At 56.5% G+C, this 22252-nt stretch carries 20 protein-coding genes; 10 read left to right on the forward strand and 10 right to left on the reverse strand.

Features of this window, described 5'->3' with window-relative positions:
• The first annotated feature begins 56 nt into the window (after window positions 1–56).
• Window positions 57–1700, forward strand: coding sequence for a phosphoethanolamine transferase EptA (gene eptA / locus WFL93_RS06590; RefSeq protein WP_336777595.1), 1644 nt, complete (start codon window positions 57–59; stop codon window positions 1698–1700).
• An 80-nt stretch (window positions 1701–1780) separates the two neighbouring features.
• Here the strand turns inward: eptA and WFL93_RS06595 are convergent, their stop codons facing one another.
• Entirely contained in the window at window positions 1781–2557 is a 777-nt protein-coding gene (locus WFL93_RS06595) for an ABC transporter ATP-binding protein (RefSeq protein ID WP_336777596.1), read from the reverse strand.
• A 194-nt stretch (window positions 2558–2751) separates the two neighbouring features.
• Here WFL93_RS06595 and WFL93_RS06600 point away from each other — a divergent pair, with 194 nt between their 5' ends.
• The 3 genes from WFL93_RS06600 to WFL93_RS06610 all read left to right on the forward strand — a co-directional run bounded on the left by WFL93_RS06600 (window position 2752) and on the right by WFL93_RS06610 (window position 6003).
• Window positions 2752–3825 (forward strand): ABC transporter substrate-binding protein, encoded by a 1074-nt coding sequence (locus tag WFL93_RS06600; RefSeq protein ID WP_049853336.1) that lies wholly within the window; start codon window positions 2752–2754, stop codon window positions 3823–3825.
• 10 nt (window positions 3826–3835) lie between these two features.
• Entirely contained in the window at window positions 3836–4843 is a 1008-nt protein-coding gene (locus tag WFL93_RS06605) for an ABC transporter permease (protein ID WP_152929155.1), read from the forward strand.
• 110 nt (window positions 4844–4953) lie between these two features.
• Window positions 4954–6003, forward strand: a complete 1050-nt coding sequence (locus tag WFL93_RS06610; protein WP_180823934.1) for a PLP-dependent cysteine synthase family protein — start codon at window positions 4954–4956, stop codon at window positions 6001–6003.
• A gap of 785 nt (window positions 6004–6788) precedes the next feature.
• Here the strand turns inward: WFL93_RS06610 and WFL93_RS06615 are convergent.
• Window positions 6789–7847 (reverse strand): ABC transporter substrate-binding protein, encoded by a 1059-nt coding sequence (locus WFL93_RS06615; RefSeq protein WP_336777597.1) that lies wholly within the window; start codon window positions 7845–7847, stop codon window positions 6789–6791.
• Window positions 7848–8047: 200 nt separating this feature from the next.
• Here WFL93_RS06615 and WFL93_RS06620 point away from each other — a divergent pair, with 200 nt between their 5' ends.
• The gene (locus tag WFL93_RS06620) at window positions 8048–9193 is read left to right on the forward strand and encodes an acyl-CoA dehydrogenase family protein (protein ID WP_336777598.1); all 1146 of its coding nucleotides are present in this window, start codon (window positions 8048–8050) and stop codon (window positions 9191–9193) included.
• A gap of 8 nt (window positions 9194–9201) precedes the next feature.
• On the opposite strand, the gene WFL93_RS06625 is transcribed toward WFL93_RS06620, so the two are convergent.
• Genes WFL93_RS06625 through WFL93_RS06655 form a run of 7 tightly spaced genes read right to left on the reverse strand, consistent with a single transcriptional unit; the run spans window position 9202 to window position 15693 of the window.
• Window positions 9202–10524: a M20 family metallopeptidase gene (locus tag WFL93_RS06625; protein ID WP_336777599.1), complete on the reverse strand. Its 1323-nt coding sequence runs from the start codon at window positions 10522–10524 to the stop codon at window positions 9202–9204.
• Between the two features lie 3 nt (window positions 10525–10527).
• Window positions 10528–11472, reverse strand: a complete 945-nt coding sequence (locus WFL93_RS06630; protein WP_336777600.1) for an ABC transporter permease — start codon at window positions 11470–11472, stop codon at window positions 10528–10530.
• Window positions 11469–12410: an ABC transporter permease gene (locus tag WFL93_RS06635; protein ID WP_336777601.1), complete on the reverse strand. Its 942-nt coding sequence runs from the start codon at window positions 12408–12410 to the stop codon at window positions 11469–11471. The genes WFL93_RS06630 and WFL93_RS06635 overlap by 4 nt, the downstream gene beginning before the upstream one ends.
• An 11-nt stretch (window positions 12411–12421) precedes the next feature.
• On the reverse strand, window positions 12422–13393 hold the full coding sequence (locus tag WFL93_RS06640; RefSeq protein WP_336777602.1) for an autoinducer 2 ABC transporter substrate-binding protein: 972 nt from the start codon (window positions 13391–13393) through the stop codon (window positions 12422–12424).
• Between the two features lie 31 nt (window positions 13394–13424).
• Window positions 13425–14192, reverse strand: a complete 768-nt coding sequence (locus tag WFL93_RS06645) for an ATP-binding cassette domain-containing protein (protein WP_007889987.1) — start codon at window positions 14190–14192, stop codon at window positions 13425–13427.
• Window positions 14189–14848 (reverse strand): TenA family protein, encoded by a 660-nt coding sequence (locus tag WFL93_RS06650; RefSeq protein ID WP_336777603.1) that lies wholly within the window; start codon window positions 14846–14848, stop codon window positions 14189–14191. The genes WFL93_RS06645 and WFL93_RS06650 overlap by 4 nt, the downstream gene beginning before the upstream one ends.
• On the reverse strand, window positions 14848–15693 hold the full coding sequence (locus WFL93_RS06655; protein WP_007889997.1) for a BtpA/SgcQ family protein: 846 nt from the start codon (window positions 15691–15693) through the stop codon (window positions 14848–14850). The genes WFL93_RS06650 and WFL93_RS06655 overlap by 1 nt, the downstream gene beginning before the upstream one ends.
• 28 nt (window positions 15694–15721) lie before the next feature.
• Between WFL93_RS06655 and WFL93_RS06660 the strand changes: the two genes are divergently transcribed.
• The gene (locus WFL93_RS06660) at window positions 15722–16591 is read left to right on the forward strand and encodes a PfkB family carbohydrate kinase (protein WP_336777604.1); all 870 of its coding nucleotides are present in this window, start codon (window positions 15722–15724) and stop codon (window positions 16589–16591) included.
• A gap of 4 nt (window positions 16592–16595) precedes the next feature.
• Here WFL93_RS06660 and WFL93_RS06665 read toward each other — a convergent pair whose 3' ends face one another.
• Window positions 16596–17546 (reverse strand): ABC transporter substrate-binding protein, encoded by a 951-nt coding sequence (locus tag WFL93_RS06665; protein ID WP_336777605.1) that lies wholly within the window; start codon window positions 17544–17546, stop codon window positions 16596–16598.
• Between the two features lie 452 nt (window positions 17547–17998).
• Here WFL93_RS06665 and WFL93_RS06670 point away from each other — a divergent pair, with 452 nt between their 5' ends.
• The 4 genes from WFL93_RS06670 (at window position 17999) to WFL93_RS06685 (ending at window position 22248) form a co-directional block, all read left to right on the forward strand.
• A complete protein-coding gene (locus WFL93_RS06670) occupies window positions 17999–19027 on the forward strand; it encodes a LacI family DNA-binding transcriptional regulator (RefSeq protein WP_036621058.1) in 1029 nt (342 codons plus the stop codon).
• A 371-nt stretch (window positions 19028–19398) separates the two neighbouring features.
• On the forward strand, window positions 19399–20145 hold the full coding sequence (locus WFL93_RS06675) for an ATP-binding cassette domain-containing protein (RefSeq protein ID WP_161804888.1): 747 nt from the start codon (window positions 19399–19401) through the stop codon (window positions 20143–20145).
• Window positions 20146–20163: 18 nt separating this feature from the next.
• Complete coding sequence (locus tag WFL93_RS06680; protein ID WP_161804887.1) at window positions 20164–21165, forward strand: ABC transporter permease; 1002 nt, start codon at window positions 20164–20166, stop codon at window positions 21163–21165.
• Window positions 21166–21168: 3 nt separating this feature from the next.
• Complete coding sequence (locus WFL93_RS06685) at window positions 21169–22248, forward strand: phosphotriesterase family protein (protein ID WP_336777606.1); 1080 nt, start codon at window positions 21169–21171, stop codon at window positions 22246–22248.
• The last annotated feature ends 4 nt before the right edge of the window (window positions 22249–22252 follow it).

The following is a 22252-nucleotide window of genomic DNA, read 5'->3' on the forward strand; positions in this document are numbered from 1 at the left end:
TTCACTTAACCTTGGTTTATTAAGCTCTCGCCTTCTCTACCTATTCGGATAAACCCATGACGTTTTCGCTGTCTAAAAGACCGACGGTAAGTCGGCTAACTTTTATTACGCTGTTTTCGATCTATATTGCGCTGTTTCTGAACATCGCCTTTTACCGTCAGGTTATTGACGCCATGCCGCTCGATAATCTACGCACGATGTTGGTGTTCGTCTCAATGCCGCTAGTGGCATTTAGCGTTATCAATATTATTGCAACGCTTGCCTCATTGGTCTGGCTCGACCGCATTGTTCTGGCGTTATTCGTATTGGTGGCGGCTTCCGCTCAATATTTTATCTGGAGCTTCGGCATTGTCATCGACCGCTCGATGATCGTGAATATTCTCGATACCACCGCTTCTGAATCCTTTGCGTTATTGTCACCCAAACTGATTATTACGTTGGGCTGCAGCGGCTTATTGGTCGCCGTGTTGGCTTTTTGGCTGCGTATTAATAATGGAACACCATTGTGGAAAAGTTATGCTAAACGAGCCGCGTCGATGCTGGTATCGATTATTTGTATCTGCTTAGTGGCCATGTTTTTCTATAAAGATTACGCCTCGCTATTTCGTAATCAAAAAGAGCTGATTAAATCACTCAGTCCGTCGAACGCCATTGTGGCGTCGATCTCCTGGTATAACCACAGCCGCACCGCCAATTTGCCGCTGGTGAAGATTGGTTTAGACGCAAAGCAACAACCCGCGATGTTGATTGGACCAAAGAAAAATCTCACCATTTTGGTGGTGGGTGAAACCACGCGCGCGGTGAATTTTCAGCTAAATGGTTATGCGCGGGAGACCACGCCGTTGCTGGCTAAGGACGCGGTTTCCTATTTTCCCAACACGCAGTCCTGCGGCACCGCCACGGCGGTTTCGTTGCCGTGCATGTTCTCCAATATGCCGCGCAGCCATTATGACGATCAGCTTGCCGATCATCAGGAAGGCTTGCTCGATATTATCCAGCGTGCCGGTGTGCAGGTGCTGTGGAATGATAACGACGGTGGCTGTAAAGGCGCCTGCGATCGTGTCCCGCATCAGGATATGACCAGCCTGAATCTGCCGAATATGTGCCATGACGGTGAGTGTTATGACGAGGTGTTATTCCACGGTATTGAGGACTATATTAAACATCTCAAAGGCAATGGCGTGATCGTATTGCACACTATTGGCAGCCACGGACCGACATATTTCAATCGTTATCCGCCACAGTTTAGAAAATTCACTCCGACCTGCGATACCAATCAAATTCAGGATTGTTCGCAAGAGCAGCTGGTTAACACTTACGACAATACCATTCTGTATATCGATTATATTGTCGACAAAGCGATTAAGGTGCTTAAAGCGCATCAGGATGAATATACCACCAGCCTGGTCTACCTCTCCGACCACGGGGAGTCGTTAGGCGAAAATGGCGCCTATTTGCACGGTATGCCGTATGCCATTGCGCCGGATGTGCAGAAACATGTGCCGATGCTGATGTGGCTGTCGCCAGACTATCAACAGCGCTATGGCGTCAGCAAAGCCTGTGTTGACCAGCAAGCGGCGCACCAAAGCTTTTCACAAGATAACCTGTTCTCCACCCTGCTGGGATTGACGGGAGTACAGACCAGTGAATATCAGGCTAAGGACGATATTATCAGCACTTGCCGGAGCAGACTGAGTTAAAGTAGTCCAATACCGCACATGCCGTAGCGGCGCGATTTATCGCGCAATAAATTGCGCCGCTACAATAAAGGCTCTTTGTATCAAGCCGCCACCCGATCCGCCCCCAGCAAATCCAGAATCCGGCTGCGCAGTGCCACCAGCTGCGGATCGTCACGCCGACGCGGCCACGGCAGATCAACATCAATTACATCCACCACTTTTGCCGGACGTGGGCTGAACACTACCACGCGATTAGCCATCACCAGCGCCTCTTCCACATCGTGCGTCACCATCAGCGTGGTGAACTGCTGCTCCTGCCACAGGTCAACAATCTCCTGCTGCATGCGCAACCGCGTGAGTGAATCAAGCTTACCCAGCGGTTCATCGAGAATCAGCAATCGCGGCACGTTAACCAGCGCGCGCGCCAGTGCCGCACGCTGCGCCATGCCGCCGGAGAGTTGATGCGGCCAGGCGCGCGCAAACTGTTTCAGCCCCACGCGATCGAGCATCGCGTTGATACGCTGTTCACGCACCGGACGGCTTTCACCGCGAATCTGCAGGCCGAGACCGACGTTGTCATACACAGTGCGCCACGGATAGAGCGTCGGATCCTGAAACACCACCACGCGCGACGGATCGGGTGCGGTGATCGCCTTGCCCTCTTCCGCCAGTAAGCCGCTGGCTGGCGGTTCCAGCCCTGCCAGCAGACGCAGCAGCGTCGATTTGCCACAGCCGGAAGGCCCCAACAGCGCGACAAATTCACCGGCTTTCACCTGCAGATTAATATTCTCCAGCACCGGCAAATCTTCGCCTTCTAACGTAAAGTGATGATTAACTTTCTCAATTGCGATATTAACGCCCGCCGTGGTATGGGTCATATTTCCGCTCCAGCAAAATAAGCTAAGAAATAAAGCATAAGCCGCACATGCCACACCTCGAAATAGCCATTTCGGCAAACTTATCCGCAAATACTCATAATGAAAAACTGCATGTTGTCATGCGGGATTGTTATTTGGTCGCGCTTAGCACCTTTGCCATAGTGCCTGTGAACTTTATCTACAAGGAAGACAGGATGGCATTTCAACAATTCTCTCTGAGCCGACGCGCGTTATTACGCGGGTTGGGTCTTTTCAGTGCCGGTGTAGCGGTCAATCCTTTGCTGAGCAGCAGGGTATTTGCCGACGACAAACCCCTCAAAACTATCAAGCTGGCATGGGGACAAACGGCGGTGTGTCAGTCACCGATTTCGGTAGCGCTGAAGCAAGGTTTCTTTAAAAAGTACGGCCTGAATGTTGAACCAGTGAACTTCAGCGGCCCAACGGATGCGCTGCTGCAGGCGATTGCCACCGGACAAGCCGATGGCGGTATTGGTATGGCGCTGCGCTGGCTGAAGCCGCTGGAGCAAGGCTTTGATGTTGACCTCACGGTCGGCACCCACGGCGGCTGCATGCGTTTGCTCGCGCCGCAAAACAGCGGTATTCGTGATGTGAAAGATTTGGTGGGTAAATCGGTGGCGGTCAGCGATCAGGCTAGCCCGATCCGCAACTTCTTTGCCATCCAGCTGGCGAAACAGGGCATCGATCCCGATAAGCAGGTGAACTGGCTGCAATATCCGCCCGATCTGTTTGGCGAAGCGCTGCGCAAAGGCGAAGTACAGGCGCTGGCCACCGATGACCCGCAGGGCTGGCTGCTGAAGAAGCAGCATGATCTGGTGGAGGTGGATAACAACCTAAAAGGCGAATACGCCAACCTCACCTGCTGCGTGCTGGGTCTGCGCGGCTCGCTGGTGCGTGACGATCCGGCTACCGCGCGCGCCATCACGCAGGCGATCGTCGATGCGCAGCAGTGGACCGCCGAGCACCCGGAAGAGACGGCGAAAATCTTCCAGCCGTTTGTGCCGGGCTCCGTGGCGGTTGAGGATATTGCCGCGATGTTGAAAGAGCATACCCATAGCCACCATTCCACCGGAGCGCAGCTGCGCAAAGAGGTGGCGGTATACATCGATGAGTTGAAGAAAATCAATGTGATCCGCCCGGATACCGATGCGCAGCGCTTCGCCGAGCACTATGTGCCGGAGCTGCTGCCAGCGGAATCCGGCCATCAGCACGCCAGCAACATGGCGCACATGAGCAATATGTCGAGCTAAGGAGACGATGATGGCCAGTGAAACCCTGACGATTACCCGCAACCGTGACGAGCCGCGCCGTATTCAACCGGCGGTGTGGGGCGCGCTGCTGCTGTGGTGGGCGCTGGTAGCGCTGATGGTGGCGGTGCCGGATAAGCCGCAGGGTTTTGCCGCCCCGCGCTTTGTTAATGAGACACATGAGCTGTTTGCCGGCATTGCGCTGTTGCTCAGCGTGCTGGCCATCGCCTCCAGCCTGTTTCCACGCCTGACGCTGCTGGCACCGCTCAAGCGCAGCGGACCGTGGCTGATTGTACTGGCGCTGTTGATCGGTCTGTGGGAAATCGTGACGGGCAAACTGGCGCTGCTGCCAGCGCCGTTTTTCGCCCCGCCGCGTGCGCTGGTGGAGGCCTACGCCACCGATTGGCCGCGCCTGCTCGATAGCGTGTTGAATTCGCTGCGCCTGCTGGCTTTCGGCTTTATCTACGGCAGCGTGGTGGGCTTTGTGACGGGCGTGGCGATTGGCTGGTCGCGCGGGCTGGGATATTGGGTACATCCGATTCTGCGGTTTCTTGGCCCGGTTCCCTCTACCGCGCTGCTGCCGCTGTCGCTCTACTTCTTCCCGTCAAGCTTCTCTGCGGCGGTATTCCTGATCGCGCTCGCCACCTGGTTCCCGGTAACGGTGCTCACCTGGTCCGGCGTCTCCAGCGTTGATACCCGTTATTACGACGTGGCGCGCACGCTAGGTGCTAATTCGCTGTTTCTCGTGCTGCGTGTAGCCGTTCCTGCGGCGCTGCCGCACCTGTTTGTCGGCCTGTTTATGGGGCTGGGCGCCTCGTTCTCGGTGCTGGTGGCAGCGGAAATGATGGGGGTGAAATCCGGACTGGGTTGGTATCTGCAGTGGGCGCAAGGCTGGGCGGCCTACGCCAACATGTATGCCGCGCTGATAGTGATGGCGCTGCTCTTCTCCTCGCTAATCTCCCTGCTGTTCCTGGTTCGCGACCGGCTGCTGTCGTGGCAGCGCAGCGCGGTGAAATGGTAACAACACACATTGCGCAATAAATTGCGCCGCTACGGTATGTGCATGCATTCGTAGCGGCGCGATTTATCGCGCAGATATTCGGTTCAAATCATCCATTGCCGAGGTCGATTATGGCTGCAAAAATTTCTGCTTCTATCACTGAACTGATTGGCAACACGCCACTGTTGCGCCTGTCGCGTTATGCGCAGCAGCAGGCGATCCAGGCCGATTTGGTCGCCAAGCTGGAGCTGTTTAACCCCAATCACAGCGTAAAAGATCGCATCGCCCTCAGCATGATTGAAGCTGCCGAACGCAACGGCATCATCCAGCCTGGCGATACGCTGGTAGAAACCACCAGCGGTAATACCGGTATTGGCCTGGCTGCAATTGCCGCGGCCAAAGGCTACAAATTTCGCGTCTATATCAATGATTTTGTCAGCATCGAACGCAGCCAGATCATTCAGGCCTACGGTGCGGAAGTGGTGCCATTCAGCACCATCGAAGGTTTCAAAGCGTTTTACGATGCCAGCAACGGCGATTTCGTCGCCGCCACTAAATGGCTGGCCGAGCAAGTCACCGCCGCAGAGCCGGAGGTGCATTTCCTGCTGCAGTTGGATAATCCCGCCAATCCGGCGGTACACGAGCGCACCACCGGGCCGGAAATCTGGCGCGACAGCGGTGGCGAGCTGGATATTTTTATCGCCGCGGTTGGCACCGGCGGCACGCTATCCGGTACCGGGCGCTACCTTAAACAGCAGCATCCGGGTTTGCAGGTGATTGCGGTGGAACCGGGCGTCGGCTCACAGCCCAGCGAACTGCGTCCCGATCCGCTGGAGATCACCGGCGTTCATGCCTTCAGTAATCAGACGCCGGAACGCATTCCCGCCAATCTCGATCATCGCGTTTACGATGAGGTGATCGCGGTGGAGACCTGGCAGGCTTACGCCGCCGCACGGCAGCTGGCGCTAAGCGAAGGTGTGCTGGTGGGCGATTCATCCGGTGCGGTGCTGTGGGCAGCGCAACAGGTGGCGGCACGGCCGGAGAATCATGGCAAGCGCATTGTGGTGTTGCTGGCAGATGGCGGCAGCAGTTATCTGACCACCCAGCTGTTTGCGCATCAGGTGCCGGCCGAATCGCTCAAGCTGGCGAGCGCCGTGCAGACATCGAGAAAAATTGCCTGAACGTCGAGGTGCGCATGAATGCGCACTCTACAATCTCGTTGGGTCGGCATTCATGCCGTAATGCCGATCAGTTAAGCGCTGAGCGACTTTCGTTCGCCATCGGCTGAGGCAGTTTCATCTACGCCGTGCGGCGACCGAGAAGAGGGCGTCTGGGCCACGCCCTCTTCACTCCCCGGCCCTGCGCCAGCCCATCCCGCCGCTACGCGGTGCCTTCACTCAATCGCGATTCCTGACGGACCGGCGGCGATTCGCTCCTGCTCAGCGCCGCCTCTCGCCGCATCCCTGCGGCTCGCCCTGGAATCCCTCACTCGCTCAGCGGGCTGGGATGTCGCCTCACCCCCCACGCTGCAGCATCAATGCGTCTTACTGACTCGTCATCGCTGTAACGCCTGTAGGGTCGCCATTCATGGCGACCCGGTAACCCAGAATCTTCAGCCTGCAAAATTTCAAATCAGATGCGGTAATGCCAGGCGATGGTGTTGGGCGCTATCCGCAGCGCCGAGCGCAGAGTGACGGCCAGGATGAGCCGACACGACGTCGGCGAAAGCGCGGCATGAGCCAGGGATGGCGAATCCGCGCGGTCCGTCAGGCCGGAGTGATAAGCGAGGGAACAGCGAGGACGGCGCAGGCGCGGATTGCTAAGGTCCGCGCCTTCGGACCTTAGCCCGGCCGCCGGCTTCACACATTCTGAAACTGCCATACGCTTAGCGGGCGGAACCCCCGCGGAGCCAGTACGCTGCTTAACTGACGAGCATTACGGCATTCATGCCGACCTGGTTTACCCATTAAGCCAGCACGTTACTGGTGATCCCTTTGGCAAACAACAACGGATCGGTCTCCGGTCGTAACACGTTGATCGCCTTCAAATCCCGCGCATAGACGTCGATCTCATTCACAAACGCATTGCCCACCGAGTAATGCCCATGCGTATGGGTTTTCAACACGCTGGCGATCTCTTGTGGCGTGGTGTTCAGCGCATGGCCGTTAAACTCGCTGCCAATCGCTTCCGGATGCGCCGCCGCATAGGCATGCGCCTGCAGAATGGCGTGAGTAATGGCGGCGGCCACTTCTGGCTGCTCGCGAATCAGGCTGCCGCGCGTGCCTACCACGCAGCAGCTCAGTTTGGCGTATTCGTCCATTAAGTTAGTGCCAATCTCGCGATAGCCCGGCTTCTGCGTCAAACGCCACATCACCGGATCGGAGCCGCTGGCGGCCTGAATTTCGCCCTTCTCCAGTACCATTGGCAGCAAATCCTGCGGGAATACGCGCCAGTCGACATCGCTATTGGGATCGACGCCGTGCTTTTTCAGCATCAGCGAAAAGAAGTTTTTATCTGCGCCAGCCATGTCGGTGACACCGATAGTTTTGCCCTTCAACTGCTCCAGCGTGGTTGGACCGCCATCGCGCGCCAGCAGACGCATACAGCCGCCGTGCGTACCGGCGGTGAGTTTAACGTCAAAGCCCTGCTCCAGCGCTTTGAGCCAGCGCAGCGCCATGCCAATTGCCGCTTCCGCTTTGCCGGTGGCAATCGATTCCAGCAGCAGCTCGGTTGAGTTGCCGAAGTTAACGAACTCCACTTCCAGATTGTGTGCTTTGAAGAAGTTATGCTGATCGGCCACCACAACCGGTGCGAGGCAAATGGCATTGAGATTGACCGCAAGGCGCACGTGCGTCGGTTTTGCCAGCGCCCATTTACCTGGGCCATCCTTGAGTAAATCGCCCGGCATCGGCATGCCCGCCATATGATCCTCGGCAAACGCCCTTCCCGGTAAGGTTGCCGCCATCGCCGCCGCAGCGGAATATCCCAGAAAATGCCGACGCGAAAGTAAATAATTATTTGGCATTAAATAACTCCGAAAAAAAATATGCAGGTGAAGGGTTAACCCTAATTAATGCGATACGCAGAAACAGCCATTGCAAATTAACACCTCAAACGGCGGCGCAATTATGCCGATTACGCATGTCTATACCCGCTTTATTGCTTTTACAGCCACAAAGGAAAAGTAAACAATTAACGCTTATTGCACAGAGGAATTAATTACGCATGGCAAATAACCTGCCGTTCCTGGCTGAAATATTGCCGGTGGTAACCCGCGCGTTAGAAAAAGATGCCGAACAGGTTGATCGCAGCGGCGAATTCCCTAAAGCGGCATTCAGCGTATTGCAGCAACAGGGTTTGCTGCATTTTGCATTGCCGCTTGAATTAGGTGGTGGCGGCGGAAACCTGATTGATTGCCAGACGATTGTGCAGGCGGTGGCACGCGGTGAACCTTCCGCCGCGCTAATCCTCATCATGCAGTACCTCCATATACGTCGCCTCGACGACACCTCAAGCTGGCCGGAAGCAATACGGCGCAAAGTGGCGGCGAGCGTGATTGCTGAAGGTGCGTTGATCAATGCACTGCGCGTCGAACCCGAGTTGGGCACGCCGGCGCGCGGCGGATTGCCCGCCACCCGCGCCCGCCGCACATCTGAGGGCTGGCGCATCAGCGGCGAGAAGATTTACTCCACCGGCAGCTATGGGCTGAGCTGGATGCTGGTTTGGGCCAGCAGCGATGATGCCGATCCGCTGGTCGGCGGCTATCTGGTGCCCGCCCACGCGCCTGGCATTACGATTATCGATGAGTGGGATCACCTCGGCATGCGGGGCACCTGCAGCCATCGCGTGGTGCTGGATGACGTGCTGATCCCGCTTGACCACGCGGTTAACGTGGCGCCGTGGAGCGAGCCGCGAGCCGGCCTGAATGAAGAGGAAGCGCTGTGGATGGCGGTGCTGCTCGGCTCGCTGTACGACGCGATTGCGCAGAGCGCGCGTGACTGGTTTATCACCTTTTTACAGCAGCGGGCGCCTGCCAATCTGGGCGCGCCACTGGCTTCACTGCCGCGCTTTCATGAGCTGGTGGGTCGCATCGATACACTGCTGTTCACCAATCAAACCCTGCTGAGCAGCGCCGCACACGGCCACATCGCCAGTGGACATGCCGCACAAATCAAACAGGTGGTGACCGAAAACGCCATTCGCAGCGTGCAGCTGATGGTGGAGAGCATCGGCAATCACGCCTTAACGCGCCACCATCCGTTACAACGTCACCTACGCAACGTACTGTGCGGTCGCATCCACACGCCGCAGGATGACGCCATCTTCACTTCCGTGGGCAAATCCGCCCTTTCTGTTAAGAGGCGTCCCTGATGGCGAGCCTACGATGCCACGCCACACCAGCGCACTAACGTCAACGCAATCGCCTTGGTGCACGCCACCAGATCGGCAATCGGTACGTGTTCGTTGGGCTGGTGCGACATCGCCGGATCGCCCGGGCCAAAGTTCACTGTTGGCGTCTGGCCCAGCGTACTTGGCAAACCAATATCGCTGTGCGCGCCGAACCCCGCCAGCTGCGGATTCAGTGCCGCATCGGTCACGCCCTGCTGGAAGGTGGTAACAAACGGATGCTCCGCCGCGATTTCTGCACAATCGGCATCCAGAATCCACTCGATTTTAGCCGGATGCTTTGCCAGATAGGGATCGAGCGCGCAAACCCTGGCAACGTGCGCTTCAATCTCTTTTTTAACGTGGCCGCCCAGCCCCATCTCATCCTTCTCGGCTGGCAGATACTGCACATCAATGACAATCTCTGCGCGCCCGGCTATCGAGGCCGGGTGTTCACCGACTTTCAGCTGCGTCACGATAATCTGGTTGGGCAGTTCCATCAGCGGATGATTTTTGCTCGGCTGCGTCTGCCAGCGGCGATTGAGCACATCGAGGCCATCCAGCATCTGCCGACACAGCATCACCGCATCAACCGGACCGCTGCTGTCCCAGCTGTTTGGCGTGAGTTCGGCGTGGCCGCCAATGCCGTCGAGGATAATGCGGCCCCACAGAATGCCATGGCAAATTGGTGAAATACGGTTGGCGGTCGGCTCGGTCATGATGCCGGCATCGGCTTTAAATCCGCGATCGACCATCGCCAGCGAGCCCATGCCGCCAATCTCTTCATCGACCACGGTGGTAAATACCACGTCGCCCGCCAGACGAATATTGAGATCCTGCAACAGCTCCACCGCCATCAACATGCAGGCGACGCCCCCTTTCATATCTACTGCGCCGCGACCATAAACCGCCGCGTTTTTGATCTGCGGCACGAAGGGATCGGTGTGCCAATGTTCCGGCGGGCCTGGCGGGACCACATCAATGTGGCCGGTGAGCATCAGCGATTTGCCGCCGCCCGCGCCCGCTAGCGTGCCGCCGAGATTAGGTCGGCCTTCAAAGGTGCGGCCCTTATTGGCGCCCGGTCGGCCCTGATATTTGGCGTACAGGGCTGGGCCGTCGGGATCCCATAAATCGGTCTCCATGCCTAGCGATGCAAGACGTTGCTGCAGATAAAGCTGGCAATCGCGCTCGCCCGGTCCGGCTTCACGCGGATCAACTTTCACGATAGAGGGAAACGCCAGCAGATCGCACAGGGTTTGCGCGATGCGTTCTGCGCTCGCATCAACGTGCGCGCTAATGTGTTCGGTCAGATTCATTGGTTATCTCCGATAGATAAAAAGTCGTTGTGCCATCAACACCATAATCAACAAAATGCCCACCACGCCCAGTTGCCAGACGCTGTTTAACCCCAGCTGTAACATGCAGGTTTTGATCGTCACCAGCATCAGCGCGGCGGCTAATACGCCGATCACGCTGCCGCGCCCGCCAAAGATCGCCACGCCGCCGAGCAGAGCCGCGGTAAGGGATTCGAGTTCCAGATTGACGCCAATTTCCGGACGCGCACTGCCTAACCAGGTCAGCGAGACGAATCCTGCGCAGCCCGCCAGCAAGCCGCTCAGGCAGTAGGCGAGCAAGCGCAGACGATCGACAGGAATGCCGACTAAGCGCGTGGCGTGTTCATTGAAGCCACAGGCGTAAATCCATTTCCCCCACGCGCTTTTGCTCAGAATCAGCCAGGCAATAAGGAAAGCCGGAATGACGCAGGTGAGAAACGGTAGTGGGATGAAGAACTGCGTGCCGCGCCCCCATTGGGTTAACGCCGTTGGAACACCGGCAAGCGCGGCGCCGCCGGTCAGCGCCAGCGCCAGTCCGGAAAACAGATAGAAGCTGCCCAGCGTGACGATCAGCGGCCAAAGACGCAGCCGCGCGATCAGCCAGCCGTTGAGCGCACCCGCTAGCGTGCCGGTTATCAGGCAAATCAGCGGCAGCCAAAGCGGATTAATGCCCTGATCGAGCGCCAGCATGCCGATCACCGCCGAGAGCGAAACGTTGCCGCCCACCGAGAGATCGATGCCGCCGCCACCGGTCATCACCACTAACGATTGGCCGAGCGCCACCAGTGACAGCAACGTGGCGAACTGCAGGATCGAGGTGATCGACCAGGAAGCCAGCATTTGCGGCAACACCAGCACGATACCGATGGCCAACAGCAGCCATAGCGCGCTCAGCAAGGTTAAGTCGGGAGATTTGCGCCACAAGGTCATGCGATCCTCCTGAATGCCAACACTCGCCCACTCGCCGCTTCACTGCTCAATACGATAAGCAGCACTGCGCCGGTCACCACCGTTTGCCACAGCGATGGAATCCCCACCAGCAGCAAACCGTTTTGCAGAATGCGCAGCAGCAACACACCGAGCAGTGTGCCCAATAAACTGCAGGAGCCGCCGGTAATGCGCGTGCCGCCCAGCACCACTGCGGCGATGGCTTCCAGCGCCAGACTGCCGCCCACCGTCATTTCGACATTGCGATAGGTGGCGATATAGCAGGTTGCCGCTATGCCACACAGCAAACCGCTGATCATGAAGGTAGCGATGCGCACCTGAGTGACCGGAATGCCCGCCAGCCGGGCTTTTTCCTCAGAGCTGCCTGCCGCCAATAGCCACAAACCGTACGGTGTGTGGCGCAGCATCAGCCATACGCTGGCCCACACCAACACGATGATCCACGCCATTACCGGTACGCCCAAAAAGGCGTGCATTAAGCCGCTGCTCAGGTTGCCGGGCAGCCCGGATAACCACTGTCCACCCAGCAGCGCAAACAGCCCGGTGCGCCACACGCCGAACAAACCGAGCGTGCCGACAATCGCCGGAATGCGGCCCATCACCACCACCAGCGCGGTGATTAAACCCAGCCCCAATCCAAGTAACGGCCCCGCCAGCGCCGCCAGCCACGGCGAGTTGGCCAGCAGCAATTGGCCAACCGCCCACGCCGCTACGCCCATCACCACGCCGACAGAAACATCCACGCCGCCCATGGCGATCACCAGCGTCATACCCAGCGCAATTAACAGCAGCTCGCTGCTGTTGCGCAGGATGGTAAGCAGGTTATCGAGCGTGGCGAACCAGGGTGAGAACCAGAAGAAGCCGGCGCTGGCGAACAGGGCAATCGCCAGCAAGGCGATCTCCCGTGAAGTCATATGCATGCGCATCCCCATTAGAATTTGAACTGATCGACATTCTCTTTGGTAAATACCGCCGGCGATCCCAGCAGCAGTACGCCGGTTTTGCTGTCAAACTTCACCGGCTCGGCGAAGCCCGGCACGCGGTTTTCGGCGCTGAAGGCTTTACCATCAATCAGCTGTTTACCGGCCCACACCGTGAGATAGCCGAGTTTTTCCGGATCCCACAGCACGGTGTAACCAAAGGCTCCGCTTTTCAGATAGGCGCGCGCGGTGTTCGGGCTGCAGAAACCGCTGCCGATGACCTTGCCTTTTTTACCGGCGGTCTCAATCGCCTGCGCCACGCCCGGACAGGTGGTCGATGCCATGGCGATCAGGCCTTTAATATCCGGATTAGCTGACATTAAATCGGTGGCGATCTGTGCCGCGCGGCTGGCCGAGCCGCCGGCATACTGCGGTTTTAGCAAGGTGATGTTGGGGTATTTGCTTTTCACCCGCTGCTGCATAAAACCAATCCAGCTGTTGAGGTTAGAGGCCGTGGCTTCACCGGACACGATGCCGATCTTGCCACGATCGCCGACGCGTTTGACCATTTCATCAATGATGGTTTCGCCCAAACCTTGATCGGTAGCCTGTGCGACATACACCGGGCGTCCGCTGTCAGGCGCATCGCTGTCGCTGGTAAACAAGTGCACATTATTCGCTTTCGCCTGCGCCAGCACCGGCGCGATGCTGGAAGCATCGAGCACGCTGATGCCGATCGCGTTGACCTTCTGCGCAATCAGGTTCTGCACGATCTGCAGTTGATCCATCGGATTGGTATCTACCGGACCGCTATAGACAAACTCGACGCCCAGATCGCTGGCCGCGCGTTTACCGCCCGCTTCCATCGCCTGAAAATAGGGAATACCGATAATTTGCGGCACAAAGGCCACTTTCTCAGCGGCGATGGCAAAACCTGAAAACAGTAATGAGAGAGAACAGACTGCAGTAGTGAGTCGACGCATGTTTATTTCCCCTGGGTTAATGGCATAACAATTACTGATTCTCAAACACGCGCGCATCGGGATGCGCACCGGTAATCAGTGAAACGATTTCATCGGGTGAGGTTTCGGCGTGACGGCGCTCGGCAATTTTTCGTCCACGGCGGAACACCACCATGCGATCGGCTACCGCGAACACATCGCTGATATTGTGGCTGATCAACACCACCGCACAGCCACGCTCGGCGAGTCGCCGCGTTAGTTGCAGCACTTTCTGCGTTTCGGCTACCGCCAGCGCGGCGGTTGGCTCATCCATGATCACCAGCTGCGCGTTGAGGTTGAGCGCGCGGCAGATCGCCACCGCCTGGCGCTGTCCGCCGGAGAGACTGCCGACCGAGGCTTCGGCATCGGAGATATGCGCGTCGAGATCCTTTAACAGCTGATCGACCTGCTCACGCATCTCGCGTCGGCGTAAAAAAGGAATGCCCAGCACGCGCCGCTTGAGCTCGCGACCAAGAAACACGTTTTCAGCAATGCTGAGGTTCTCCGCCAACGCCAGCTCCTGGTAAATGGTGGCGATGCCGTGTTCGGATGCCTGGCGCGGCGAGGTGAATTTCACCGCCTGGCCGTCAATCCACAGTTCGCCGTCGCTGGCGCTGTAAGCGCCTGACAGCACTTTGGTGAAAGTGGATTTACCGGCACCGTTATCGCCGAGCAGCGCCAGCACTTCGCCGCGATGGATGGTGAGATTGACCTGGTTAAGTGCCGTTAAGGCACCGAAGCGTTTGCAGATGTTGCGCGCCTCAATAAAACACGTCGTCATCTTCCCTCCCCAGCGCTGAGATAGGCGGCGCTGTGGAAATCGATTTCCCACTGCAGCACCTGGCCGTAGAGCAGGGATAAGCGGTTTTTTTCTGCCTCACTGAGATCCTGTGCACAGCGGTCGAGCTCAGTTTTCAGCCACAGCGCCTGCTGATGAAACGCCTCTTCAGCATGCATATCGACCCAGCGACGGATATCGTCATCCAGCAGCGGTTGGGCGCTGACGCGTGCGCACCAGTGGTAATACATCCACTCGGCGCCAAACATCAGCGTGATGATCTCGGCGAAACTGCCCTGCTGCGCCACCTGCAACATGCCATCGCGAAACGCGGTGACGCCGGGCACATCATGCGGATAATCCGCCGGATTGATGTTGCGCCGTGCCAGCACCTCTTCAAACCAGGCGATCTGCGTATCCACTAGCGCATTGAGTACGCCGATTAACCAGCGCTGCTGGCGAATGTCGGGCGCTTTACTCACTGCCAATGCGAAGATATTGATGGCGGTGGCGACAAAGTTGCCTTCAAACACCAGATAACGCTTAAACGCCGTTTCGGGTAGCTGGTTGCGCTCGATATCTAGCACAAACTGATGTTGCTGCATCGCCTGCCATAACGCAGGGTGCTGCTGCAAAAGCTGGTCAGTGAAGCTGTTCATCAGGCTTCCTCCAGCGCCGCTTGCGCCACGGACATAAAGTGTTTCACGCGTGCAAGCTCCACCTCGTTCCACCACACGCCATCCACTTTCAGCGTGCTGGCAACAATCACGCCCTGAGTACGTGCCAGAATCTGACACACGTTAGCCGGGGTTACGCCGGAACCCACCAGCAGCGGCAGCTCGGTGGCGGCACGGATTTCGTCGATCTCGTCTAGCGTGGCGCTATCGCCGGTGCGCTGCCCGGTGGCGATTACCGCATCCGCTTCAAAGAAATCCACATCGCGCGTCAGTTCCTGAATCGATCGGTCGGCGACAATGGCGTGGCTGCCATGTTTGACGTGGCTGTCGGCAAACACCTTAATATGCTCGGCGCGCAGCTGGCTGCGATAACGCAGCGCTTTCGCCGCGGCACCTTCAATAAAGCCTTCGTTGGCGATATAGGCGTTGGCCCACTGATTGACCCGCACAAAATCCGCGCCGCCCGCTAAGGCGGTGGCGAAGGCGGGAATGGCGGCGTTGGCCAGCACGTTAATTCCGAGCGGCACGCCAAAACGTTCACGAATCTTTTCCGTTATCACCGCCATAAAAGCGGCGGTTTCCGGACCAATATCTTCCGGCTTGGCAAAAGGAATATCGCCGTGATTCTCCACAATTAAACCGTGCACGCCACCGGCAATATAATTATCGGCATCGCGTAGCGCTCGCTCAATAATTGTTGAAAGTGGCTTGCCGCGATATTTTGGCGAGCCTGGGAAAGCATCGCAATGCACCACACCAATCACCGCTTTCTTTCTGGAAAAAATATCTTGAATTGCGCTGACTTTTCCTGCTGATATAGAAACCATCTTCTCCACCTTATTAACGAGAACCATCATGCGAATTTATGTTGCAGGGAATATTGTTGTTGATGAAACCTGGTCGATTGGCGATCTGCCGCAAAAAGGCGCGTCTATTCACGGCGTGAAAACGTCGCAGGATATTGGCGGCAAAGGCGCTAATCAGGCGATCGTTATTTCTCGCTGTGGTATCGACACACGATTAATTGCGGCCATCGGTCACGATATTAATGGCCGCTGGATGCGTGAGAAAATATCACATGAAACATTGACTCTTTTTCCCACTGAATATTCATCTTCTCACAGCGACGCCTCAATTATTTTAAACAGTAGCGATGGCGATAATGCCATTATTACCACCACGGCGGCAGCAGACGCCTTAAGCATTGAACAGATGCTGCCTCATTTAGCCGATGCCCAGGCCGGCGATATTTTGCTGCAGCAGGGCAATTTCTCCGTTGAGAAAACCCGCCTCCTTTTCATGTGGGCTAAAGCCAACGGCCTGAAAACGGTATTCAATCCCTCGCCCGTCAATCCTGATTTCGCACAACTCTGGCCGCTGGTCGATATCGCCGTGGTGAACCAGCTGGAAGCCGATTTACTGCAACCGGCTGGCGTTAACACGCTGGTCATTACCCAAGGCGCTGCGGGTGTCTGGCTCATCACCGACGCTCAACGCCTCTTCTGCCCGGCCACACCGGTGCAAGCGATGGACAGCACCGGCGCTGGCGATACCTTCCTCGCCGTGCTGCTTGCATCCTCGCTATTACGCGGTGTGCAACCCGATGCCCTTGCCTTGCGGCACGCCAGCCAGGCTGCTGCCATCACGGTGAGCCGCACCGGCACTCTAAACGCGTTTCCTACACCCGCGGAACTCGCTGCGCTGCTCGCCGTGCGCAGCGAGTAATCGGTTACTTAAAAAGCGGACGGTAACTGTCGACGTTCGCTTTGGTCACCACGGTGGCCGGAACCAGAATGGTTTTGCTCACCGTTTTGCCTTCAGAGAGCGCATTGAGTGCCTTCAACGCCTCTTCACCCATCTTTTTCGGATCCTGCTGCAGTACGGCGGTGACGTAGCCGCCATCGATACCGCTGATGGCTTTAGCCGTCAGATCCCAGCCAAAGACTTTGATATCTTTCTGGCGACCCTGGTTTTCTACCGCCGCAATCGCTCCGAGCAACGCCGGTTCACCGGTGGCATAAATCGCGGTTAAATCTGGATTGCCGGTGATCAGGTTTTCCGCTGCGGTCATGGCGTTGTCCTGAATATTCTGGCCATCCACTACATCGGCGACGGTGATTTTGCTGTTGTTTTTAATCGTCTCTTCAAAGCCTTTCTGACGCTGGTTCTGAATGGCCGAGTTTAATGCGCCAACAATACCCAAACGCGCTTTTCCGCCCATCTCTTTCGCCACGTAATCGACAAAATATTTGCCGAGAATTTTTCCGCCTTCCATATTATCTACGCCAACCTGTGCCGCTTGGGGGCCCGCCGGTAATACGGCATCGATGGCAATCACCGGAATTTTGGCAGCGGCGGCTTCTTTGATCGCTGGCATAATGCCGTTGACGTCAATGGCATCTACCAAAATACCCTTCACACCTTGCTGAATATAGTTTTCAATCGCATCATTCTGCGCAACCGGATTATCAGTGGCATTGAATATAACCAATTCTTTACCGCTGGCTTTGGCGGCCTCTTGCGCGCCCTGATTCATCAGATTAAAGAACAGCGCCTGCTGATTAATTTGTACTAAGGCATACGTGGGTGCGGCTTGTGCCAGGGTAAAAATAGCACCCGCAGAAAATAGACCTGTTGCCAAAACCAATGAACGCAGTTTTCCGGTGAAAGATAACATCATGGTGTTCCTCGTCGGGAATAAACAATAATCAGCGTTTCTCAGCGTTAAGACACTGAGATTATTTTTTGGCGGGCAAATATCGATGGAATGATTTATTCACTGCACAGTTACAGTGTTTTATAACATCCTGCTTAAGTGTTTTTCGGCAACCCATCCGTTAGGAACGCCTGATGAAATAACTTAAGCCGGTTTGGGAATGGATTCCCGGTATTGCGGTAAACTGTGCATACAATTCGTCGAGTGACTTTTTTTGTCAAGTGTTTATTTATGCGCCAGTGCACCAGGGAAAGCGCTGTATCAGCCGCGCTTAACTGTGTTACAGATATCTGTGTGGATAAAAACGCATCCTCTTGCGACTCCGCGCGTTATTGTGAGGTCGCCATAAATGGCGACCCTACAATTGTTCGGCGCGTTTTTGTAGGGTCGTCATTCATGACGACCGAAAAATCAGTATGGCGAGGAAAATGAGTACAAAACGCGTGTTGTTATCCGACGTGGCAAAGCGAGCTGGGCTTTCTAAAGCCACGGTGTCGCGCTATTTGAACCACAGCATTGTCTTGCCGCAGGAGACGATTGACCGCATTGAAGCGGCAATCACCCAGCTCGATTATCGCGGCAACAGCCTGGCGCGCCGTCTGAGTAAAGGCGGCAGCGAAACGCTCGGTTTGGTGCTGCCCGATATCACCAACTCCTTCTTCGCAGAACTGGCCGATGCCGCTGAAGAAGCAGCGTCGGCGCGCGGTTACAGTTTGGTGCTGTGTATTACCCGCAACAATCCTGACAAAGAAGCGCAGTTTATTCGCTGGCTGGATACGCGTCAGGTTGATGGTCTGCTATTTACCACCAACCGACCGGATAACGGCCTGTTGCGTAAAGAGATTCAGCGCCACCAGCATATTGTGTTGCTCGATGAAGACATTCCCGGCAGCAGCGTCCCCAAAGTATTTGCCGACAACGTGCAAGGCGGGCGTATCGCCACTGAACAGCTGATCGCCGCCGGACATCGCCACATCGCTTTCATCGGTGGCCCCGAGCAGTTGATGAGCGTACGTGAGCGCTATTTAGGTTACTGCACCGCCATGAAGCAGGCCGGTTTGCCGGTGCCAGCCGAATGGGTAATGTATGGCAACTATGAGCGCGAGTTCGGCCAGCAGGCCTTGCAACGGCTATTCAGCCAGCCGCAGCGTCCTTCTGCCGTATTTGCCGCCAGCGATTATCTGGTATTGGGATTGCTGGACGGTTTACGCGCCAGTGGATTGCAGGCTCCGTCCGCCCTTTCGCTGGTTGGCTTTGATGACGCCAACTACACCGACCTCACCCAGCCACGCATCTCAACCATCCGCCAACCCGCGCGGGAGCTGGGTTACACCGCAGTGGATATCATGCTGCGCCTGCTCAATAACGAAACCAATATCCCGCTCGAAACGCGCCTGCCGGTGGAATGGATTGGCCGAGATTCGATCCAGATTCAGCAACCCTGACCCAAAATGGCGCTAAATTGCACAGCCTTGGCGCAAAAGTTGATCAACGCGGTACCTCAATCGGTCGCGAGGTAAACCGGTTTACTTAACGCTTATTTTTTAATTCATTGATTCATCACTATTTTATTTAACGCCAAAATGACTAAATTCTAACCTGGCACAGAACCTGCAACGATCTCAGCGGCAAACAAATATCGTTGAAACGTGTTGCCCTGTAAGCGTTGGACTGTGTTCTATCTGGCAGGTAAACCGGTTTACTAGAGGGTAAATCGTGTCAGATAGCGCATTTTCGCGCTGGCAGGCAATTTTCCCGGCAACAAATTGGGAGTGTTCAGATGCAGCAGCCACACGCTACCCCCGCTCGGGTAGAGATGATTAACATCACCAAAACTTACGGTTCGATACGATCCCTGCGCGGTGTCAATCTGCAACTGGCACCGGGTGAAGTGCTGGGATTAGTGGGCGATAACGGCGCCGGAAAATCGACGCTCACCAAAGTGCTTTCCGGCGCGGTGGTGCCCACCAGCGGCACCATTCGCATTGATGGCGAGCAGCAGCACTTCACTAATCCTGCCGATTCGCGCCGCTGCCACATCGAAATGGTCTACCAGGATTTATCGCTATGCGACACCGTTGATGTCGCAGGCAATCTTTTTATGGGCCGCGAACCGATGAAAAGCGTGCTGGGGATTCCTTTTCTCGATCAGGCCAAAATGCACGCCGATGCGCGCGAAATGCTGCAAGGTTTAGGCATCTCCATTCCGGATACGCGCTTGCTGGTGCGTAATTTGTCCGGCGGTCAGCGTCAGGCAATCGCCATTGCCCGCGCAGCGGCTTTTGATCCCAAAGTGCTGATCATGGATGAACCGACCGCTGCACTCGCCGTGGCGGAAGTGGAAGCGGTGCTGGCGCTGATTCGGCGCGTCTCCGCGCGCGGTGTCAGCGTCATCCTCATTACCCATCGCCTGCAGGATCTGTTCCTGGTGTGCGATCGCATCATGGTGATGTACGAAGGTACCAATGTGGCGGAGCGCCGCGTGGCGGATACCAGCCTGAGCGATATCGTTAATTTGATCGTGGGTGAGAAATTTACGGCTCACTCTGCGGCGGCACACTGAGGTAACGGGATGAGCATCATGAATTTAAGCAGTTCGCGCATGATCCAGCATTCGCTGCCGCGTCGCCTGTTGCACAACCACTCGGGCGTGGTGAGCATTGCGCTGTTTTTCATCTTTTGCTGCGTGGTGTTCTCGCTGATCACCAGCAACTTTCTCACCAGCACTAACTGGCTGAATATCATTCGGCAAAGCGCACCGCTGCTGATTGTCGCCACCGCGATGACGCTGGTGATCACCACCGGCGGCATTGATTTGTCGGTAGGTTCAACGCTGGCTTTAGTCGGCGCGCTTTCGGCTATCGCATTGAATAATTGGGGATTGCCGTGGCCGGTGGTGCTGATTGGCGGATTGCTGCTCGGCGGTGTCGTCGGCGCCATCAACGGCTTCTTTATCGCCTTTGAGGGGATTCCGGCGTTTATCGTCACCTTAGCCACGTTAGCGGTAGTACGCGGGATCGCGCTGCTGGTCACTCAGGGCTACTCCATTCCGGTGCCAGCAGACAGTTTGTTTACCCTGATGGGCCGCGCGTGGGTGCTCGGCATTCCCATGCCCGCGCTGATTGGTATTCTGGTGCTGTTTGCCGGGCACGTTGTCCTGAACCATATGCGTTTTGGTCGCTACGTTACGGCGATTGGATCCAATGCCGAAGGCGCACGCCGCAGCGGCATCAATACCAAAGCGGTGACCATGAAGGTCTACATTATCAGCGGCATGGCAGCGGCGCTGGCGGGCATGATTATCACTGCGCGTCTGGGCAGCGGCTCGTCCAATCAGGGCGAAGGCTTTGAGTTGCAGGTGATTGCCGCCGTGGTACTGGGCAGCACCAGCCTGTTTGGCGGCTTCGGTACCATTATCGGCACGCTGCTGGGCGCCCTGTCGATTGCCATCATCCAGAACGGGCTGATTCTGTCGCACATCTCGCCGTTCTATACGCAAATTGCCACCGGCACCATCATTCTGCTCGCCATCTGGCTTAACACCCGCATTCTCAACCCCACCCGCGCGCCGGCAAAAGGATAGCCCATGAAAGGATCGATTTTCCGTCATGCGGATCCGTTACCGCTTGGCGTTACCAGTGGCTACGTGATGACGGTGTTAGGACCGCTACCGCTGGCCGAGATGGGCGTGACCTTGATGCACGAACATATTCTGCTCGATGCGTCCGGAAAATGGGTGCCGCCCTGCTGTTGCAGCGATCGGCATATCGCCGAGATGCCAGTCAAGATGGAGAACCTCGGCGAACTCAACATGAACCCGTTGATGAGCCGCGATAACTGCCAACTGTTTGACGTCGTTCTGGCGATTGAAGAGTTGATGAAGTACCGCGCGCTGGGCGGAGAAACCATCGTCGATCCCACCAATATCGGCATTGGCCGCGATCCGAGAGGTTTGCAACGCATCGCACGCTTAACCGGCCTCAACATTGTCATGGGCACCGGGCTTTATCTTGAGCCGTCACATCCCGAATGGGTGAAAAGCATCAGCGTTGAACAGCTCAGCGAGAAGTTGATCTTTGACCTCGGTGGCGCAGCGGAAAAACCGGAGGTGATTGCCGGACTGATTGGTGAGATCGGCATCTCCAGCCGCTTTACCGCCGATGAAGAGAAGTCGCTGCGCGCGGCCGGACGCGCCAGTGCCGCAACCGGCGTGCCGATTCAGGTGCATCTTCCGGGTTGGGAGCGCTTAGGACATAAGGTGCTGGATATTTTGCAGCAGGAAGGCGCCGACCTGCGTCATACCGTGCTGTGCCATATGAACCCCAGCTTTGCCGATAAAACCTATCAGCGTGAACTGGCCGATCGCGGCGTGTTTCTCGAATACGACATGATCGGCATGAGTTATTACTACGCCGATGAAGCGGCGCAATCGCCTTCGGATGAAGAGAACGCGCGCGCCATCTGCGAATTGATCGACGACGGCTACATCCAGCAGATTTTGCTGTCGCAGGATGTGTTCCTGAAAACCATGCTGACGCGTTTTGGTGGCCACGGCTATGGCTACATCCTCAAACATTTTGTCCCGCGCCTGAAACGTCACGGCGTCAGCGGCGAACAACTCGAAACCTTAATGATTGCTAACCCGCAGCGCGTATTTGGTGGGTAAAAGG

Origin of the sequence: Pantoea sp. USHLN256 (assembly GCF_037149875.1) — a bacterium.
In the GTDB taxonomy this organism is placed as follows: Bacteria; Pseudomonadota; Gammaproteobacteria; order Enterobacterales; family Enterobacteriaceae; genus Pantoea; species Pantoea nemavictus.

Coding starts and splice junctions, on each gene's coding strand:
- eptA (WP_336777595.1), top strand. CDS start 57: ATGACGTTTTCGCTGTCTAAAAGACCGACGGTAAGTCGGCTAACTTTT.
- WFL93_RS06595 (WP_336777596.1), bottom strand. CDS start 2,557: ATGACCCATACCACGGCGGGCGTTAATATCGCAATTGAGAAAGTTAAT.
- WFL93_RS06600 (WP_049853336.1), top strand. CDS start 2,752: ATGGCATTTCAACAATTCTCTCTGAGCCGACGCGCGTTATTACGCGGG.
- WFL93_RS06605 (WP_152929155.1), top strand. CDS start 3,836: ATGGCCAGTGAAACCCTGACGATTACCCGCAACCGTGACGAGCCGCGC.
- WFL93_RS06610 (WP_180823934.1), top strand. CDS start 4,954: ATGGCTGCAAAAATTTCTGCTTCTATCACTGAACTGATTGGCAACACG.
- WFL93_RS06615 (WP_336777597.1), bottom strand. CDS start 7,847: ATGCCAAATAATTATTTACTTTCGCGTCGGCATTTTCTGGGATATTCC.
- WFL93_RS06620 (WP_336777598.1), top strand. CDS start 8,048: ATGGCAAATAACCTGCCGTTCCTGGCTGAAATATTGCCGGTGGTAACC.
- WFL93_RS06625 (WP_336777599.1), bottom strand. CDS start 10,524: ATGAATCTGACCGAACACATTAGCGCGCACGTTGATGCGAGCGCAGAA.
- WFL93_RS06630 (WP_336777600.1), bottom strand. CDS start 11,472: ATGACCTTGTGGCGCAAATCTCCCGACTTAACCTTGCTGAGCGCGCTA.
- WFL93_RS06635 (WP_336777601.1), bottom strand. CDS start 12,410: ATGCATATGACTTCACGGGAGATCGCCTTGCTGGCGATTGCCCTGTTC.
- WFL93_RS06640 (WP_336777602.1), bottom strand. CDS start 13,393: ATGCGTCGACTCACTACTGCAGTCTGTTCTCTCTCATTACTGTTTTCA.
- WFL93_RS06645 (WP_007889987.1), bottom strand. CDS start 14,192: ATGACGACGTGTTTTATTGAGGCGCGCAACATCTGCAAACGCTTCGGT.
- WFL93_RS06650 (WP_336777603.1), bottom strand. CDS start 14,848: ATGAACAGCTTCACTGACCAGCTTTTGCAGCAGCACCCTGCGTTATGG.
- WFL93_RS06655 (WP_007889997.1), bottom strand. CDS start 15,693: ATGGTTTCTATATCAGCAGGAAAAGTCAGCGCAATTCAAGATATTTTT.
- WFL93_RS06660 (WP_336777604.1), top strand. CDS start 15,722: ATGCGAATTTATGTTGCAGGGAATATTGTTGTTGATGAAACCTGGTCG.
- WFL93_RS06665 (WP_336777605.1), bottom strand. CDS start 17,546: ATGATGTTATCTTTCACCGGAAAACTGCGTTCATTGGTTTTGGCAACA.
- WFL93_RS06670 (WP_036621058.1), top strand. CDS start 17,999: ATGGCGAGGAAAATGAGTACAAAACGCGTGTTGTTATCCGACGTGGCA.
- WFL93_RS06675 (WP_161804888.1), top strand. CDS start 19,399: ATGATTAACATCACCAAAACTTACGGTTCGATACGATCCCTGCGCGGT.
- WFL93_RS06680 (WP_161804887.1), top strand. CDS start 20,164: ATGAATTTAAGCAGTTCGCGCATGATCCAGCATTCGCTGCCGCGTCGC.
- WFL93_RS06685 (WP_336777606.1), top strand. CDS start 21,169: ATGAAAGGATCGATTTTCCGTCATGCGGATCCGTTACCGCTTGGCGTT.